The following is a 17,874-nucleotide window of genomic DNA, read 5'->3' on the forward strand; positions in this document are numbered from 1 at the left end:
CCGCAAAGCAAGGAGAAAGGCTATTCATAATTTGTATCAAGATTTGTATTTTTTCGTTATCTTGCCGCGGTTTGAGGGCCTAACGGCCATTTCGTTTTACCTTTATTTTTCTTGGAAGTGCCGAATACACTGCCAATTCCCATTAAGAAAGTAGGAATTCCCGCAGCTACAAAGACGAGACACCATTCACGGAAGTTAAGTGGAACGGTTTTGAAGATAGGCTGCAATGCATCGATATAAAGCACTCCGATCATCAACACTAGCGATGACAATACGGCAAGCACCAAATATTTATTTTGGAACGGATTACGGTGAAAAATGGAACGCGAGCTTCGGCAGTCAAATACATGGATGAGCTGTGCCATAACGAGAGTAGCGAAAGCTACCGTTTGCGCCTTCATTAGGTGCGCAGCATTGTTTGGACCGTCTTGAAGCGTAATCCAGAAAGCGCCAAGCGTACATACACCTATCAGAATGCCTCGGCTTATAATTTTCCAGCCCAGCCTGCGGGAGAAGATGCTCTCCTTTGCCGAACGAGGCTTTTGCTGCATTAAATCCTTTTCTGCCTGATCTACGCCAAGCGCCATTGCCGGCAATCCGTCCGTGACCAGATTGACCCACAAAATTTGAATCGGAACGAGCGGAAGCGGCAATCCTGCCATCATCGCAAGAAACATGACGAGTATCTCACCAACGTTTGATGCTAATAAATAACGGATAAATTTTCGGATATTTTCATATATGCCTCTTCCTTCTTCTATAGCAGCTACAATTGTCGAGAAGTTGTCATCACTCAGAACGAGCGCGGACGCTTCCTTCGATACATCCGTTCCGGTAATGCCCATCGAAATTCCGATATCCGCTGCTTTGATCGCTGGAGCATCGTTTACGCCGTCGCCTGTCATCGCAACGACATGTCCTTGGCGCTGAAGCGCTTTGACGATACGCAGTTTATGCTCTGGCGATACACGCGCGTATACATAAATATTGTCTATGAGCCGGTCGAGCTGTTCATCGGACATCGCCTCCAGCTGCTTGCCGCTCATTGCGATGCCTCCGCGCGGCATAATGCCTAGTTGACCTGCAATTGCTTCTGCTGTCAGCTGATGATCGCCGGTAATCATAACGGTCTTAATTCCCGCACGCCTGCAGTTCGTAATCGCTTCTTTCACCTCGCGGCGAGGCGGATCGATCATCCCAGTCAAGCCTACGAATACAAGCTGACTCTCTACGTCTTCTTCGGTCTCACAAGCGTCGGATGCGCGCAAATCCCGGTATGCAAGTCCCAATACACGAAGCGCGGACTGCGCCATAACCTCGCCTGCTTCAGCGCATTTGCGCTTCAGCGTTGCAGTAAACGGAACGACCTTCCCTTCCCAAAGAACATAGGAGCAATGATCCATCAGTAAATCAGGGGCGCCCTTGGTGCAAATAAGCCGCCCGCCTTGGTGCGATACAACAACTGACATCCGTTTGCGCTCCGAGTCAAATGGAAATTCCTTCTCCCGTTTATATAGCGGCTCCAATGATTTGGAAGAGGAGCCCAGCTTTGCTGAAAGCACAGCAAGCGCACCTTCAGTTGGATCTCCCTTAAGTATCCACTCTTCATGCTGCTCCTTGTTTCTGCGCTTGCCCGTATCTACAGCTTCTACCTTCGACAGCTGTGCGTTATTGCACAAGGCACTGACTTGAAGGAGACGTTTAATTGATAAATCATGCTTAATGTCAAGCGCATTGCCAGCTTCATAAATTGCACCATTTGGGACGTAGCCCTCTCCGCTCACTTCAAGCTGTCTGCCGCCAATCCAGACATGGGTAACCGTCATTTTGTTTTGTGTCAGCGTCCCTGTTTTGTCCGAGCATATAACGGATGCGCAGCCTAATGTTTCAACCGAAGGCAGCTTGCGAACGATTGCCTTCCGTTTAATCATCCGCTGTACGCCAAGAGCTAAAGCGATGGTCACAATTGCTGGCAGCCCCTCTGGAATAGCTGCTACCGCCAAGCTAACACCTGCAAGGAACATGCCATACGCTGGCTGGCCGTGCAAAATACCCGCAATAACTACCATAATCGTCAAGCCGATCGCCACAACGATTAATATTTTGCCTAACTGCTCTAAACGATGCTGCAGCGGCGTTTCCATCGATTCAGTCTGTTGAATAAGTCCTGCTATTTTGCCCATTTCCGTATCCATGCCTGTACGAATGACGACTGCTCGAGCAGTTCCCCTTGTGAGCATCGTGCCCATGAAGCCCATGTTGCGCTGATCACCCAAAGGCAGGTCTTCCTCTGCAATCGCTGCAGCGTGCTTACCAACGGGGACAGACTCCCCCGTCAAAGCGGACTCTTCCACATAGCAGCTATTGGCTTCAAGCAGCCGCACATCAGCCGGAATGCGGTCTCCGCTTTCCAAATAAATAAGATCGCCTGCCACAAGCTCCTTCGCTGGAACGGTCAGTAGCTCGCCTCCGCGTATAACCTTGGCTGTCGGGGCGGATAATTCCTTAAGCGCCCGCAATGAGCGCTCGGCTCGAAATTCCTGCACGAATCCAAGTACGGCGTTGAGAGCAATGATCGCAACAATCGTAATTGCATCTAAATATTCGCCCAGCAAGCCAGAAATCAACGTTGCACCCATTAAAACGAGTACCATAAAATCCTTAAATTGATTAAGGAACAACAAAATCGGCGAGACGCGCTTGCCCTCAGACAATTCGTTTTTTCCATTTTCTTCTAGACGTTGCGCCGCTGCCGACGTAGTCAGTCCTTGATCTGGGGAGCTGACTAATGCGTCAATCAGCTCAATTGTCCCCATTTGATGCCATTTCATTTGTTCCATGGTTTAACTCCCTCCTGTAATATGCCGAGCCAAGCAGCTAAGTTGTCGGCCCTTCGGACAGCCTTTATAGGGTAAATGTATTCGGACAGCCCTTAAAATATCCCATAAAAGACTTAAGTTTTTGGTTCAACTATGGCATGATAGAGAAAGACTTACAAAGGAAGCGAGGAACAACAACATGGCATTAGACGGCATCGTCACCCATGCAATTACGCAAGACCTACAGCGCTGTGTCGGAGCGCGTATACATAAGATTCACCAGCCTACCAATCATGAGCTTGTTTTCAGCATTCGCGGAGCCGGCACGCAGGGCAAATTGCTCTTGTCCGCCAACCCGACCTACCCAAGGGTGCACTGGACAACCGGTACGTACGTCAACCCTATGGAAGCGCCTATGTTTTGCATGCTGCTTCGGAAGCATTGCGAAGGCGGACTGATTGAATCCGTTCGTCAAGTTGGTCGGGAGCGTATCATTCATATTGAGGTTAAACATCGGGACGAGCTCGGCGATTTATCGAATAAAACGATTGTTGTGGAAATTATGGGGCGTCATAGCAACATTATTTTGATGGACCCTTCAACCGGCCTCATTCACGATGGCATCCACCATGTAACGCCAGCCATAAGCAGTCACCGCATCGTATTGCCCGGCAGCACCTATACCTCTCCGCCTGAGCAAGGCAAACTAGATCCGCTTTCGATTGTGAACGAGCAGCAGTTTTTGGACGCTTTAAGCGATACGGATGAAGCCGCTCCTCTTTACAAAAGATTAGTCGACAAGCTAAGCGGCTTTAGCCCTTTGCTCGCCAAAGAGCTGGTTCATCGAGCAGGTGCAGATGTGCTTCCAGAGGCTGAACAAGGTTCTGAGGAAAGCGTAGTGGCGGTTTGGAAGAGCTTCTCAACCTTTATGGAACAAGTAAAGCAAGACATTTATAAACCTACAATTAAAACCAACGCAGATACCGGCAAGTCCTTTTTCTCTGTCACTGAGCTTACGCATATCGATGGAGAAGAAACGGTATTTCCAGACATTAGTGCCTGCCTTGAAGGTTTCTACGGCAATAAGGCTGAACGCGATACCGTTAAGCAGCGCGCTGCTGACCTCATCCGATTCGTTCAAAATGAAAAAGCCAAAAACGTTACAAAAATTAAAAAGCTTGAGGACACGCTCGTTGAAGCGAAGGATGCTGAAAAATATCGGGTGCTTGGCGAGCTCCTTACTGCCTATATGCATCAGATGAAGCGCGGCGACACAACGATTGAGCTCGTCAACTTCTATGATGAGGAGCAAGCTGTAATAAAGATTGATCTTGATCCGCATCTTACTCCTTCTGACAACGCTCAGCGTTATTTCCGGCGTTACACGAAGCACAAAAACAGTCTATCCATCGTGGCCGAGCAAATGGAGCTCGCTCGTACAGAAATTCAATATTTTGAAACCTTGCTTCAGCAGGTCGATAACGCCTCTCTTGGCGATATAAGCGAAATTCGTGACGAGCTCGTGGAACAAGGCTATATGAAGGAACGTGGACGCCGCGGTCCAAAGAAGAAAAAAACGCTTAAACCAACCTTGCTTTGTTATACCTCTTCCGAGGGGGTAACGATGTATGTCGGCAAAAACAATACACAAAACGAATATTTGACGAACCGTCTTGCTTCACCTTCTGACACATGGCTGCACACAAAGGATATTCCTGGTTCTCATGTCGTTATAAAAGGCGGAGACTTTGGCAATGCAACACTTGAAGAAGCCGCTATGCTCTCTGCACATTATAGCCAGGCTCGCGACTCCAGCTCGATTCCAGTAGACTACACAACGATACGTCATGTACGTAAGCCTAGCGGTGCTAAGCCGGGGTTTGTTATCTATGACAATCAGAAAACATTGTTTATTACACCGGACGAGCGACGTATCAAATCGCTGGCATGCCAGCTGAAATAGACAGCTTTAGCGGTACTGCAACATACTCCGTTGCTGCCTGCATTTTCTTGATTTGCAGCATTTGGAAATTATGATCAAACAAAAGGGAACTTCTATGGATAAGAAGTTCCCTTTTGTTATATTCGTTTAAAGCTTCCTGCCTCGCTTATTCTTCTATTTAATCCTCTGTGCCTAGCTCCTTGTTCAAGTTATCCGACAAATATTGAATGATTCCATTCTCTGCATCCTGTGCATATTCCCATACCATCGCACCTGCTAGATCTTTTTGCTTGATGTATTTGACCTTTTCTCGCAAAGCTTCCTTGTCTTCATAACTAATGAAGGTACTGCCGTTAAAGAGGTAAGCTGCTTTTGCTTGATCGTCAAAATAACGCTTAAATCCATTTTTGTCCAAATAGTTATCCTCAACATTTCGATAATGAATATTTACTTTCTCGATATCGATTGGCTTACCCTTGGCAAAAAAACCATCTTCATCACTGTCCACATCTGTCCAGCCATATGAATAAGCTGGGATGCCAAGCAGCAGCTTCTTGCCATCAACTCCGTGATCTAGAAAAGCTCGCACGATCTGATCCACGCTTTGAGTCGCTTTATTCCCTTTATCTTTGTAAAGATTAGCATTAAATCCTGTCGTTTCGGACCATCTGCCAGTCAGATCGTAGCTCATGACATTGATGAAGTCGACATACTTTTCTACGGCCTTCACTTCTACATTTTTAAAATACCAATCTTGTGTACCTGCTGCAAAAGTAAGAATATACTTTTTGTTTCCTTTATGCGGCAGCAGGTTTAACTGCTCTCTTAGCTCTCGCATTAAGCTTGTGAAGTTTTTTGTATCCTTTGGACTCGCCTTTACGGTTCCCCATGCGTCAAAGGCCGGAAACTCCCAGTCAATATCGACACCATCGAGATCGAGCTCCTTGACCAAATCAATAATATTTTTCGTAAATACATATCGATTGCCGTCGAGTGAAGCGTCTGAGAAGCCATCTACGCCGTAACCCCCAACGGCAAGAACAAATTTTGTCTTCGGATTATTGGCTTTGAGCTGCATAATGTTTTGTTTGATCTGCTTGTTCCCTTCTTCTTTTTCATGAAAGAACAAGCCAGTACCGGAAATTTTGGCGAAGGCAACAAAGGCGATATCTACGCCCTGCTCCGATAATCTTACATCCTTCGGGTCGCGCCAGGCTTCGATATATACCGTTGACAACTTCCGATCCTCTGCGTTTACGCTTTGGTAGAAGTAAATGCCCATACCAACAAGAAGCACAGCCACAAGCGCTTTGGTCAAAAAATTTACTTTTAGCGCTTTCGTTCCTTTTCGCGCAGTTATCGTTTTTTTCCCTTTTACCGTCTTCTTCACATTCACCCCGCTACCCCCTTCCACCAAATAAAATATGCGTTACCCACCGATTCAAATTAAACACTTTGACAACGATATAACTAATCGAGAAAATCGCAACGATATTAAACAGAAGGCTTAATGTCGTCTCAAGGAATGTTGCATCGATAGCCACATCCCTTGAAACCATCGTATCCACCAAGAGATGGATTAAATAAATGCTGAAGCTTGCCGTAGAGACGGAGCCTATTACTTTTTTAACCTTATAATTTGTTTTCCGGCTAATCATCGTATCTTTTTCCTTAAAAAACAGAAACACGCCGACCGCCATTAAGAAGCTTGTAATGGAATAGTTGCCATAAAACATCTCGTCCAGCACCCCGCCGTATGAGGACACTACATAAGTCAATATTGGAGTTAGGAAAAAGGACAAGATGCCAAGATTAAACAATGTGTGCTTAATAACGGGACGGAGCTCGACATTAAAGAGATAGTAGCCAAGCATAAAATAACCTAAATTGCCCATAAAAAATGGAATATTCATACTAGGTACATAAAGGTGCTGATCGGTTAGGCGTAAGAAGATGTCGGATACTAACCGGTACAAGATACTGACGATAAACCATAAGATTAGAAAATATCTTAGATCCTTCTCACTGCATGAGCGTACGAGCTTGCCAATTAGCGGAACGGTCATATAAATGGCAATAATAGCGTACAAAAACCACAAATGAACGTAGTTTCCGTCTGTTACTAATTTCTTGCCAAAATCGAGTATGAACTCGTACGCGCTCATTTGGCTTTTGAGTATGTAATACTCCTTGTAATAGCCATAAATTAATGACCATGTAAGCAAAGGAATAATCAGAGGCAGTATTCTTTTCTTATAAAATCCTTTATAGGACTTCACTTCGATTCTCAAAATCATTGCACCGCTGATCATAAAAAATACTGGAACTGCAAAGCGGCAAATTGAGTTGAATACATTGCTGACCCACCATGAGGTTGTCGTAAAATCATTCGTTCGGGTCAGCAAGGATGCAGTAATATGAAGCACGATAACGGCTACTATGGAGAGAATCCTTAATAAATCAATATATATAATTCGATTATTTTGAACATGGGCTGTGCTGCTCATAATGTCCCTCCAATATTATCTCGAACTTGCCACTGAATTTTGGCTAATGGATGCGACGCCCTTGCGTTCGACAAAACCCCATCCTTCATCATTGTCGAAATATTTGAATGTTCCAATGATGTTAATGTAGAGGAGCACAAATCGGTAAGTGAACAATTCCAACTGACTAAATCCGAACATTTTAATATAATCCAGCAACGAATAATTACTGCCATATTTTTTGCACAAATAGAGTGATATCACGATTTGAATTGCATTCACTAACAACGTGACAAGGAATAGTACAATCGCTGCCCATATGCCGCTGCCCGATGTAATGGCGTGCGCCATGTGAAAAATCGTCGTAAATGCGGTTAACGTACCGAGTACGAAGCCGTCTATTGCAAAAAACAAGCTGACGCCGATACTGAAGCTCCGAGATAATTTCGACCAATAAATGAGGATACAATCCACAAACGCTTTCTGCCAACGAATACGCTGCTTGTAGAAGTTTTTCATATTTTCCGGACATTCGGTGTAGCATACCGCCTCAGGCGCGTAGACTAGCCTTTTTTTGAGTTTATTTGCTTTCATGTACTCGTGGATTTTTAAAGTGATGTCGATATCCTCGCCAACCGTGCTTCTGAACCCGTTCACATCAAACATGAGTTCTTTGTAGAAAGCTCCGAATGCCCCTGAGATAACGACGATGGAGTTAAATAGCGATTGTGTTAATTTGCGTACGTAGAAGCTGTGGATATAACTAATGACTTGGCTTTTTATAATGCCTTTTCCTATAAATTTCTCCATAATGACGCCGTCTTGTCGTTCTGCGCCTTGTACGATTTTGACGGTTCCCCCTAGGGCAATAATGTCGCTTTCGTGAAAATATTGGTTTACGTATTTTAAGGAGTTTACTTCCAGCATACTGTCAGCATCAAGCGTAATAACAATTTCGCCATTCGCATAATCGATGCCAGCATTGAGTGAATCGGCTTTGCCGCCATTCATTTTGTCCATGACGTAGATGTTGGGAAATTTGCTTGAACGGTAAAAACCTCTAATTCTTTTATATTTCAGTTTTTGACTAGCCTTTCTGTAATCATTCCGAAGGTCCAATAGCTCTTGCAGCTTGTTAAAGGTACGATCTTTAGAGCCGTCATTTACGATAATGATCTCATGATTCTGATAATGCAGACCCTGCATCGCATCGATGCAATTTTTGATCGTAAGCTCCTCGTTATACGCAGGAACCAGGACCGATAACGACTTCTCATCAAGCTCGTTATTGAGCTTTCGCACCTTGCTGAAGAACAACGGAATAACCGTATACAGCAGTTGAAAGATGAGAAAAACAACGGTTGTCGCATACAGCATGTACTGAATAACTATCCACTCCTTCATTTAGCAATGGCGATTACGAACCATTGCTACGTTTCTTTTTCTACTTTCAACCTATCTCATCATTATCAGAATTGTAAAATCTCACCAGTTTTCAATAAAACGAATACATCTGCTATTATCTATCGTTTTCTATCATTTGCTTCGGTTTTCTTGCTAAAAGCCAAATGTTTAACTCCCAATAATTTGCAGATCTTGTCGAATCAAGGGTGTTGATGGAGGAATGAGCTAATAGTCCATTTTTTTGAAAGCGTATAATCAACCTCCCTAGTGGGTTTTTTCTTGGCAGCTTCTATTAAATAAAAATCGACAAAATCTATAATTTTCACTTTGTAAATGATTTATGAAATTTATGTTTGCTCGTTTTCGTCACCATTTTGCCATATTTATATTCAATTATGGTGTTTAAAACCATATTTATGATTTATTAATTCAAAAATTGCATAATAACTACAAATATCTATACCGCCATTTTCCAAATGCAAAAAATTCGCCCGAAACCGAAAAAAAGAGGCAGTCCAAAGGTTATAAGCCCTTAAGATTGCCTCTTTCAATAACAATTCGTTTCATTGCAAAGTAAAGCGTTTACTTCAAGTCCTCAGATGGCTAAGGTCATCATCCTGAAGGCTGAAGCTGCTTTAGCACACTTGCATTTACGGTACGGCTGCCCACCTCGCCATGAAATACAACGCCTTGACGCGATCCATGGAAATCCGATCCACCTGTAACGATCAGCTTGAAGTCCGCTGCAAGCTGCCCGTATCTTTGCTCTTCTTCCGGTCCATGATCCGAATGGAACACCTCGATGCCCTGCACGCCATAGCGTACCAGTTCTTCGACTAAAAAATCATTGTTGTATAAACCAGGATGCGCAATAACACTTGTGCCTCCCGCTTCTCTAATCCAGTCAATCGCCTCAAATGGAGTCAATCTCGGTGGATTGACATACGCCGCGGCTCCGGCAGCCAAATAACGACCGAAAGCTTCCTTCATATTTTGAACGAAACCTTTTTGAATAAGTGCAGCAGCAATATGCGGGCGACCAATACTTACTTCGGCTGCTTGGAGCTCTTCCTTCGAGCTTTCACCATGAGCCGCAGCGATAACATCATCCATGGACAGCACAACGCCAAGCTCATTTAATTTAGTTATAATCATTTCATTCCGTTGATCTCTTAGCCCGCGCAAACTCGAAAGACGCGATAACCACTTCTCGTCGTCATTATTCGTGTAATAACCGAGAATATGAATATCCGTTCCTTCTGCCACCGTGCTCACCTCAACACCGGGAACAACCGTAATGTTTAATCGTTTGCCTTCAAGCAATGCTTCAGCTACACCAGCCACCGTATCGTGATCTGTAATAGCAATCGCAGCAAGCCCTGCCTCTTTGGCTAGACGAACATTATCCGCGGGGCTTTGCATGCCATCAGAAGCCGTCGTGTGCGTATGCAAATCAGCAAGTCCGTTCATTAGAGCCATTGCTGCAAATCCCTCTCTCTCAAAAAACTTAGAAAAGTAACAGCTGATATCGGCAATATAGCCGATTTTAAGTATATCGAATAAAACTGTCGTTGGAACTTGGAATCCGACACTTTAATCATCCGAATTAAATCAAGCGCAACTTCATGTTTTACAGAGGAAGATGAAATAAAAGATATGCCAAGGCCTGCTTCAACAGCAGATTTGACAGCTCCAGTGCTGCCCAGCTCCATTACGATCTTCATCGATGCAGGATCTATATTTTTTTTCCTCAGCTGCTCCTCCATGACAAGTCTTGTCCCCGAGCCTTGCTCACGCAGAACAAACGGATATTCCATCGCTTCTTCCAATGTAACCGATTCTCGATCGGCTAATGGATGCGATTGCGATACGATCAATCTAAGCTCATCGCTCATTACCGCCTCCATATGCATATCGGGATGATTAACAGGAGCTTCAATTAATCCGAAATTAAGCTGATGATTCAAAATATCCTCCATAATTTGCGATGTATTCATAACTTTCATACTAATCGAAATATGCGGATATTCCTGTCCAAAAGGACCAAGCAGGCGCGGCAAAATATATTCACCTATCGTTAAGCTCGAACCGAGCTGCAATCTTCCCTTAAGCTGCTTCGTGAATGCTGACATCGCCTGATCTGTATCTCGTATAAGATCGATGCTCCTCTGCGCGTAAGGCATAAGAGCCCGTCCAGCTTCTGTAAGCTCGATTCGCTTCGTTGATCGCTGAAGCAGCTTCGTGCCAAAATAATCTTCCAGTGACTGTACTTGCATCGTAACGGCTGGCTGAGTCATATGTAATGATTGCGCTGCAGCTGAAAAACTGCCGCGTTCCGCAACCGTGCAAAATATGTGCAGTTGATGAAAATTAAGCGCCATCGTCCAATCATCCTTTCTTCTGGTGCTTATTATACTATAAACCTTGTACAGAATCTTACAACACGCACAAAAAAAGCGTGCAATCTGTTTTAGGATTGGACGCTCCACTCTTTGATATATAGGTACAAAGTCTCATTTTCTTTTTCTGCTGCTTTTGACGAGAGTCATGCGCCGTGAATGGCGAAGCCACGAATAGTAGGACTTTAGATCCCTTAGCTCGATTGTTTCTGACATGCGCCCAAGGAAAGTTACTATGATCATTTTATGTAGCGGAGTTCCGGTTATATCCGTTTCTGTCATCGAATCTGCAAATTCAGCAACAAATACGAGATCGTCGTCAATTAAATAAACGTCCTGCTCATTGCGGTAATAAGGCTCGATGCGGCCTTGTTTCAAGCATTCCCATAAATATTCAGCTATATCTTCATAACCGGTTTTCTCACTTTCTATCCGGTCAAGCCAACGACTTTTGGCATGGTTTGTAATAACGATATCCGCTACTTTTTTGTCACCTAGATCAATATAAAACGACTCATATGTGTTCCATCTTCTCGTCATTCTATCTTTCACTTCGCAACCCACTCCTTCCAAAGAACCAGGGCTTTTATACTATGAATTTAATTCCATTCTATCACGATTGTCCGAGATTACAACAAAAAATTAAAGTCCGACCATTTTTGTAAGTTTCTGGCTATTAGAATAAAAAAAAGACGTTTCTCAGTGTTATTGCACACCGTGAAACGTCTTTTAGTGCATTTTTTGAAGTTTTTACCAATATTTCCTTCGTTATGCGATTGATTAGCTTTACGAACAACGTCATCAGACGAGTGTTTTCGACTAAACCTTTACAAACTATAAAATCTAGTTTTATCTTCGCTGTCTTTGCTGTACTCTGTCTTAATCTCGTTTCGATACGATCGTTCAATCTTCCGTACGTACGAGAGCTTCCCCATCTGCCGCACAGCCTCTTCAGAGCGTTCCGCATTCATATACATCACAACGTAATGCATCTTCCGCGACATATAATGAACCGTCCCGAACCTCTCCAGTGATCTTGCCGCTTTCAAATCACTTACCCAAACGATATAACCTGTTCGATCCGGTAGCATCTTTTCCCTCCTAAAAGGTTTGCGTAGCAAACCTCACTTCGTAAGCATTTACCTGGGTTTGCGGAGCAAACCTCACTTCGTAAGCATCTACTTAGGTTTGCGGAGCAAACCTCACTTCGTAAGCATTTACCTAGGTTTGCGTAGCAAACCTCACTTCGTAAGCCTATGCTTCTTCCTTGTTCGCTCTTATGGCTTATAACTTAACCGCAACCGCCGCTTCCACAGCTGCATGAGCCGCCGCTTCCACAGCTACCGCCGCCGGCAGCTTTTTCATTGCCAGGCACTTTAATATTGTCCGAAACGGACTCCGCTATCGTGCGGGATACATCATAAAGCATTTCATCGACGATCTGCTCGGCTAGCTTGAAGCGGCGAACGCTTTCAATTTCGCTTAGCTCTCGTTCGATTTGCTTCACTTTGTCTTTCGCTTCGTTGTAGTCAGGATGAAAGCGCCCGAATCGTTGGCATTCCTCAAACAGTATCTTCGCTTTATCGAACCGTTTGGTAATTTGCTTCACTTCTTCATCTTCATTCACAGCTGACTTCCAATATAAATATTCGGCAACTTCCGCCGATTGATTAATCGAATCACCTAAATCATAGGCGCAAAGCAGCAGCGACGCCATATCGAGAGAAGAAACGCCGCCTTGCGGTTGCTCCAACTGAATAGCCGTTAAACCTTCAGCAGTTGGCATTTATCCACCTCTTTCCCATTCGCTAAATTCTACACTATCATATCATATTTAATTAGCCAATAGATAGAGATTATATTGGGCTGCCTTGGCCTGGTATCACTAAGCACATCTCTTCCCACATATCAGGAGTCAGCCTGATCTGCTCTCGCTGCGGGTCATCACGCAGCAGCCCGACGACGGCCCATCCGTCGCCTTGCTGCTCAAGCTTCTCAGGCACAAACGAACGAAGCTCTCGTTCCATGCGAAGCTGAACAGGCGTTTGCCATTGCAATGCCTTCTCGATTAATTCTTTTCTTGTCGAATGATGGTATGCACGCAGCTGCTTTGTCCACATGGAAGGCACAAGCTCCATTTCAGAGAACAATAGCGGTTTTTTCCTAGCGGCTAAATCACTGAGTTCATAATGATGAAGCGGAAAAGATTCATAAATATAAGATGGAGCGGGTATTTTTGATTCCTCCTTCGGCAGAAGTTCAAGTAAGCGCGATCCGTCTATCTCGAAACTAACGAATGGGTATTTATATTCGTCATTCGCAAATTCTGTCTGAACCATTTTGCGTGCGGGATATCCTGCTTTTTGCAAACATGATCGAATCTCACTTATATGAGACTTTTCAACAATGAAATCCAAGTGACCAAGCTTCTCCATCAATAAAGGGGCTACACCAGAATCATTTTCCACTATTGCCGCCATCTCTTCACTATCGCAGCGCAGCAGCGCAACTTCTGCGAAAAAAGTACGGCTAGCACGGCTCGTCCATACTTCCAACAAAGCGATTACCGTAGAAGGCAAATGATCTCCGCCTGATGCCTGCTCAAGAAAGCTTTGAATGGAGGCTCTTGATCTTCCTTGCTCCAGCGCCCTTGTAATTGATGCTGCTTCAAGACGGTAAACAGAAACCTGCTCATCTGATTTGCGTTCAGCTATCAGCTCCAGCTCCCACCTTATCCAGAAGGGACATTCTCGCTGTACAATCAATTCCCCATTCGGTTGAACAGTAACAACTGCATCAAGCTCCTGCACCTGCATCGGAGGCTCTTTACGTAATGGAGCAGCTGCTTTCCATCTGAAAAAAAACTCATTGTCCGCTGCTTGCTGACAATCTACCAGCTCCATCCAGCCTAGATTATGCCATAAACCAAACCAGCTTGGCCTTGGTTGACTTCGATTTATGTTTTGCTCCTGGCCTATATCGGCAACGATACGATTCTCATGAAGCCACGTATCCACACGCTGATTAGAATACCATTCACCTGCTTGAAGACTCGTCAACGAGGCAGCCAAATGGGCGTTTCCACCCGCGGCTGGAAGCAGCAGCGCCAAGCACCAATTCATTAATTGATATTCTCTCACTGCCTCATCAAGCATTAGCCATTTTCTAAGCTGGTCATCATTCCATTTCAATGCCCCATTCACTGCTGTTAACAGCCCAAACGCAAAACCTGCTTCCAAAATGAAGGCAACCTGTACAGGATAAATATCTGAGTAGGACCATTTCAGATCAAATGATTTAAGCCAGCACTCCTCCAAATCTGCAGCCTGCAGCAGCTTAGCAATCGTCTTCTTGGGAAGCGTGCCGTTTGTCGTAAGAGATAAGCCGCTTCTCCCCAATAACGAAAAGGCACTGAGCAGCTGTCTGCCAAGCGGCCTGCAATAAGGTCGCATGACACCATTCATTAGTCTTTCCCTCTGAAGCTCAGTCAGCGCCTCAGCTTTGTATGGGAATAACATCCTCTGCCACACTGCGAAACATTCTACAGGCATAAAATACAGACTCTCTCCCCATACTTTATGTACCGTGAATAATACGCCCCATTCCTCAAGCTCTGCCAATGCGAGCTGACATTCCGCCCCTGAGAGGCTTGTGTTGTTCCGAAGAACTTTAAGGAGCCGTTCTCCGTCTGCGGGAGCAGCTGCAAAATAACGCAGCATTTCCGTCAATACTTCCGCTGCATACGGCGAGAGCATAGATACAGCTTCTCGAATTGTCTCATCGTCTACCGCTGCTTCACCCCATGTCAGGCCTCTTTGACCAGCTGTCTTCCATAGCGGTCCCTGCATCATATGATCCAAGCGCTCAGCAGTTAACTTGCCTAGCAGCTGTTTCATTTTCATAGAGCAGCAGCCTCCTCAAGCTTGTCCTCATCATGCGGCAAACTAAGTCTCTCGTAGTGATACCCTTGCTCCAGCATAAAAAGCTGTCTTTTCATCGCAAATTCCGTTTCCTTCGTCTGATCCGTTACAATGGTATAAAACCATGCGCAATTGTTAATCGCTTTTGGCCGCAGCAATCTCCCAATCCGCTGAGCTTCCTCCTGCCGTGAGCCAAAGCTGCCGGATAATTGAATGGCTACGGATGCATCAGGCAAATCCACTGCAAAATTAGCTACCTTGGATACGATTAACACCGATATGTCGCCTGCTTTAAAGCTGTCATAAAGCATTTGTCTCTCGAGCTGCGGCACCTCTCCCGTCAGCAAGGGAGCGCCAATAACTGCGGACAGCTCATGCAGCTGGTGCAAATACTGGCCAATAATTAAAGTCGGTTTGCCTGCATGCTCCCGCAATAGCTGCTCTACAACTTTGATTTTTGCAGGATTTTCCGCAGCCAATCTGAGCTTGGAACGCGCAGAGGCCTGTGCATACAAAGTCGCTTTACTTATATGTAGTGGAACCCTAATCTCTGTGCAAGCTACTGCCGCTATATACTCGCCAGCCTCGGCTGTCTTCCATTGCATGTCGAACTGCTTCGGACCTATTAATGAATATACATCCTCAGCACAGCCATCCTCACGTACGAGTGTCGCGGTTAAGCCAAGCCGTCTTGTCGCTTGTATATCTGCAGTCATCCGGAAGACTGGAGCTGGCAGCAAATGCACCTCATCGTAAATAATTAGCCCCCAATCCCGTTGGGAGAACAGCTTCATATGGGTAAAAGGGGACTCCTTGGATTTGCGATGCGTCAAAATATTGTAAGTTGCTATCGTAACAGGGCGTACCTGCTTCAATGTGCCGCAATATTGACCAACATCCGCATTCAACAGCGACGTTTTATCCAGCAGCTCGTCTTTCCATTGTTTTACGGAGGTAGAATTAGAAGTAAGTATAAGTGTTGCTCTGCCCAAACGAGCCAATGCGGTTATGCCCACAATGGTTTTACCCGCTCCGCAAGGCAACACGATTACGCCGCTCCCGCCTTCCACTTTGCCTTCCTTATAAAAAAGCTCGACAGCAGCCTGCTGATAGTCCCTTAAATCAAACAAACGATTTCGCAGCGTATGCTTCCTCAGCTTTACCGGGAGCTCCTCGCCCACATGATATCCTGCTAGATCAATGACAGGATATCCAAGTCGTGTCAGCTCCTGCTTCAAGGCGCCTCTACAGCCTTCATCAAGCTCCCAAGCGGCATTAAGCCGTGCTTTTACCCAGCTTGTTATTGACGATTGTTCCGAAAGCTCATCCAAAATAGCTTGTTCTCCGTGCAGCATCAGTTTGTTCGATTCCGTAGACAACCAAAGCTTGCCATATCTGCTCATCAGTTTGCGAATCATTGCCTCCGCTTGAAATGGCAGCTCGTATCTGCTGTAATCTGTTAGCCAACCTATGATTTCTTCGCCAGTAATCCCAGCTGCTGCTGCATTCCAGAGAGTCAAAGGTGTCATTCGATAAGTATGGATCGCTCCAGCTCTTCTAATTGCATCCATGAAGAGAACGAGCTTATCTCTAGCTTGCTGTGCATGTGGCTTGCGTTCATCAAGCAGAACCATTAAGTCTGATTGCACAATTAATGGCCGATCGTTTGGATGCTGCATCATTCTCCTCCTTCAAAAATTCATCAAAACGGCCTCTCAAAAAAACAGCCTAGATCTTGCTCTTCCTCACAGTATGAAGAAATTAACACCATTTTATGCTTTAAGTATCTGGACAACTGCGCGATTTTTATGTTCAAGATGTGTTATAGTAATAAGAAGATTGTATATAAACTGCAAATTGGGGTGGAGGTACCGCATCTATGAAAAGAATTATAATCATTCTCCTCATGCTCATTTGCATGCCGCTTGCCGGCTGTACGGCCATTTCCGAGCTTTCTTCGAACGTTATACAAACCAACCAATGGTATCAGGTAGCTGGCTTTATAGATGGTGATACTTTCAAAATCAAAACAGGTTCTAGTGAAACGACGATTCGACTGCTTTATGTGGATACGCCGGAGACCAAGAAACAAGATAGTCCAGCCGATCCATTCGGACCCGAAGCTGCTGCCTTCACTGAGACGCTTCTGACAGAGTCGCAAGAGGTTAGGCTTACTTTCGATAAGGAGCTTAAAGATCGCTACGATCGTACGCTCGCAATCGTGGAGCTGAAGGATGGACGAATATTAAACGAGGCACTTATCGAGGAAGGTCTTGCGAAGGTACTCATCATAGAGCCTAACGTCAAGATGGAAAACGCATACAAGCAGCTGGAGCAGCAAGCTGAACAAGCTAAGCAAGGTTTATGGAGCAATGACGCCGAAATTAATCACACAAGCTTCCCTGTAAAAAAAGCGGCGCGAAGCGGCATTACGATTGAGGTGGACAAACAAGCCGAGCTTGTCACCATAACGAATACGACGGATGATGCCATTCAAATGAAAGGCTGGAAGCTGGTTAGCGTTCGAGGCAATCAAACCTATCCGTTTGGCCAATATGTCCTGAATGCACAGAAAAGAGTAATCATTTCCTCAGCAGACGAGGTGCGTTCATCAGATGATGACCTGCTCCTTTGGGGAGCAACAAATATTTGGAACAACAAAGAATCGGACCCTGCGGAGCTCTATAACGAATACAATGAATTAGTAGCCGTATGGGAAGACTAATAACAAATAAGGCTGTCCAAGCGCGTTTAACAGCGCACTGAACTGCACCCCGTCAAGTAGACATTACAAATAATAAAACCTGTTAAACGGCCTTAGTCCTAAACTCCATTGGACTGAGGCCGTTTAGTTTCGCCTGTAATCGTTCGTAATTGTAAAAGTGAATGTAGGCTTCAATGTCC

The 17,874-nt window shown here is 45.0% G+C and carries 14 protein-coding genes; 2 read left to right on the top strand and 12 right to left on the bottom strand.

The features are described from left to right. Positions 1-56 precede the first annotated feature (56 nt). The gene (locus AC1DM9_RS14065) at positions 57-2,840 is read right to left on the bottom strand and encodes a calcium-translocating P-type ATPase, SERCA-type (protein WP_477580539.1); all 2,784 of its coding nucleotides are present in this window, start codon (positions 2,838-2,840) and stop codon (positions 57-59) included. A gap of 178 nt (positions 2,841-3,018) precedes the next feature. Here AC1DM9_RS14065 and AC1DM9_RS14070 point away from each other — a divergent pair, with 178 nt between their 5' ends. Next, complete coding sequence (locus tag AC1DM9_RS14070; RefSeq protein WP_430055100.1) at positions 3,019-4,782, top strand: Rqc2 family fibronectin-binding protein; 1,764 nt, start codon at positions 3,019-3,021, stop codon at positions 4,780-4,782. A gap of 157 nt (positions 4,783-4,939) precedes the next feature. On the opposite strand, the gene AC1DM9_RS14075 is transcribed toward AC1DM9_RS14070, so the two are convergent. The 10 genes from AC1DM9_RS14075 to AC1DM9_RS14120 all read right to left on the bottom strand — a co-directional run bounded on the left by AC1DM9_RS14075 (position 4,940) and on the right by AC1DM9_RS14120 (position 16,652). After that, positions 4,940-6,043, bottom strand: coding sequence for a glycoside hydrolase family 18 protein (locus AC1DM9_RS14075; protein WP_477512362.1), 1,104 nt, complete (start codon positions 6,041-6,043; stop codon positions 4,940-4,942). A gap of 118 nt (positions 6,044-6,161) precedes the next feature. After that, positions 6,162-7,268 carry an acyltransferase gene (locus tag AC1DM9_RS14080; protein WP_477580542.1) on the bottom strand — a complete coding sequence of 369 codons (1,107 nt, stop codon included), beginning with the start codon at positions 7,266-7,268 and terminating at the stop codon, positions 6,162-6,164. A gap of 15 nt (positions 7,269-7,283) precedes the next feature. Beyond that, complete coding sequence (locus AC1DM9_RS14085; protein WP_477580572.1) at positions 7,284-8,633, bottom strand: glycosyltransferase family 2 protein; 1,350 nt, start codon at positions 8,631-8,633, stop codon at positions 7,284-7,286. A 630-nt stretch (positions 8,634-9,263) separates the two neighbouring features. Beyond that, positions 9,264-10,130: a PHP domain-containing protein gene (locus tag AC1DM9_RS14090; protein WP_477580544.1), complete on the bottom strand. Its 867-nt coding sequence runs from the start codon at positions 10,128-10,130 to the stop codon at positions 9,264-9,266. Beyond that, positions 10,121-11,032 (bottom strand): selenium metabolism-associated LysR family transcriptional regulator, encoded by a 912-nt coding sequence (locus AC1DM9_RS14095; protein ID WP_076268257.1) that lies wholly within the window; start codon positions 11,030-11,032, stop codon positions 10,121-10,123. The genes AC1DM9_RS14090 and AC1DM9_RS14095 overlap by 10 nt, the downstream gene beginning before the upstream one ends. A gap of 132 nt (positions 11,033-11,164) precedes the next feature. Further along, positions 11,165-11,590 (bottom strand): hypothetical protein, encoded by a 426-nt coding sequence (locus AC1DM9_RS14100; RefSeq protein WP_372238996.1) that lies wholly within the window; start codon positions 11,588-11,590, stop codon positions 11,165-11,167. Positions 11,591-11,877: 287 nt separating this feature from the next. Continuing rightward, on the bottom strand, positions 11,878-12,141 hold the full coding sequence (locus AC1DM9_RS14105) for a YlbG family protein (RefSeq protein ID WP_053375618.1): 264 nt from the start codon (positions 12,139-12,141) through the stop codon (positions 11,878-11,880). A 200-nt stretch (positions 12,142-12,341) separates the two neighbouring features. Then, complete coding sequence (locus AC1DM9_RS14110; protein WP_076268255.1) at positions 12,342-12,836, bottom strand: YlbF/YmcA family competence regulator; 495 nt, start codon at positions 12,834-12,836, stop codon at positions 12,342-12,344. Positions 12,837-12,906: 70 nt separating this feature from the next. Further along, entirely contained in the window at positions 12,907-14,952 is a 2,046-nt protein-coding gene (locus tag AC1DM9_RS14115) for a helicase-associated domain-containing protein (RefSeq protein WP_477580546.1), read from the bottom strand. Continuing rightward, entirely contained in the window at positions 14,949-16,652 is a 1,704-nt protein-coding gene (locus AC1DM9_RS14120; RefSeq protein ID WP_477580548.1) for a DNA repair helicase XPB, read from the bottom strand. The genes AC1DM9_RS14115 and AC1DM9_RS14120 overlap by 4 nt, the downstream gene beginning before the upstream one ends. Positions 16,653-16,849: 197 nt before the next feature. Here AC1DM9_RS14120 and AC1DM9_RS14125 point away from each other — a divergent pair, with 197 nt between their 5' ends. After that, complete coding sequence (locus AC1DM9_RS14125; protein WP_477580550.1) at positions 16,850-17,695, top strand: thermonuclease family protein; 846 nt, start codon at positions 16,850-16,852, stop codon at positions 17,693-17,695. Between the two features lie 82 nt (positions 17,696-17,777). Here AC1DM9_RS14125 and AC1DM9_RS14130 read toward each other — a convergent pair whose 3' ends face one another. Further along, a complete protein-coding gene (locus AC1DM9_RS14130; protein WP_477510785.1) occupies positions 17,778-17,870 on the bottom strand; it encodes an IS3 family transposase in 93 nt (30 codons plus the stop codon). Between the last annotated feature and the right edge of the window lie 4 nt (positions 17,871-17,874).

The sequence above is a fragment of the Paenibacillus sp. 01T431 genome, assembly GCF_056398625.1.